Annotated in this window: 1 protein-coding gene; it reads right to left on the minus strand. The window is 64.5% G+C overall.

Features of this window, described 5'->3' with window-relative positions:
• Positions 1-105: 105 nt before the first annotated feature.
• Positions 106-993: aminotransferase class III-fold pyridoxal phosphate-dependent enzyme (locus OP495_RS18225; protein ID WP_280571186.1), on the minus strand; the 888-nt coding region annotated here is incomplete at its 5' end.

Below are 993 nucleotides of genomic sequence, written 5' to 3' on the forward strand. Positions count from 1 at the left end.
GCGGAATGCGCGGTGCCGATGAATGAAAGGGCACATGAGCTCGATAGGTTAACATTGCCGATGGGCCAAGACGTAATCCGCGTCTTCATGGAGTGAGCCACGACTTCACTGCGAGGTCGAGGGGACGTGACGTGCGTTAAACCAATGCTTCATGACATCGGTGATGCGGCGCAAGTCGTTACTAGAAGTGATGTAGGCCGGCATGGTGTACAGCCAATGGCCGAAGGGACGTAGCCATACGCCCTGGCGTCGGGCGAACCCGGCCACGCCCTCGAGGATTTCGGTATCGTAGACTTCGATCACCGCGGTGGCGCCCAGTACGCGCACGTCGGCCACGTCCGGGTGCGCGCGCAGCTCCGCATCGTCGAGCAGCTCCTCGCGCAGCACGTCGTTCAGCGCCTGAATACGGCCCAGGTAGTCGTCCTCCTCGAACACTGCCAGGCTCTCCAGCGCGACGCGACAGGCCAGCGGATTGCCCATGAAAGTGGGGCCGTGCATGAAGGCGTGCAGTTCGCTGTCGCCGATGAAGGCGGCGTGCACATGATCGGTGGCAAGCGTCGCGGCGTGGCCCAGGTAGCCGCCGGTGAGTCCTTTGGAGAGCACCATGATGTCCGGCGTCACGTCGGCGTGGTCGGCGGCGAACATCTTGCCGGTGCGGCCGAAGCCGGTGGCCACCTCGTCGAAGATCAGCAGCACATCGAATTCGTCGCACAGCGCGCGGGCGCCACGCAAATAGTGAGGCGAGGTCATGTTGAGCCCGCCGGCCGCTTGCAGCAGCGGCTCCATCAGCAGGGCGCCTATTTCCTCATGATGGGCCTCCAGCACGCCGCGCAGGGCGTCGAGGTCGGCTTGAACCTCATCCTCGCCGGCCTCGAAGCCGGACGTGGGCGCCGGAGCGAAGTAATGCTGCGGCAGGAAGCCCGCGAACAGCGAATGCATGCCTTCCTCGGGATCGCATACCGCCATGCAGCCGGCGGTATCGCCGTGGTAGGC

This window comes from Chromohalobacter sp. 296-RDG, from assembly GCF_029889885.1.
GTDB lineage: Bacteria > Pseudomonadota > Gammaproteobacteria > Pseudomonadales > Halomonadaceae > Chromohalobacter.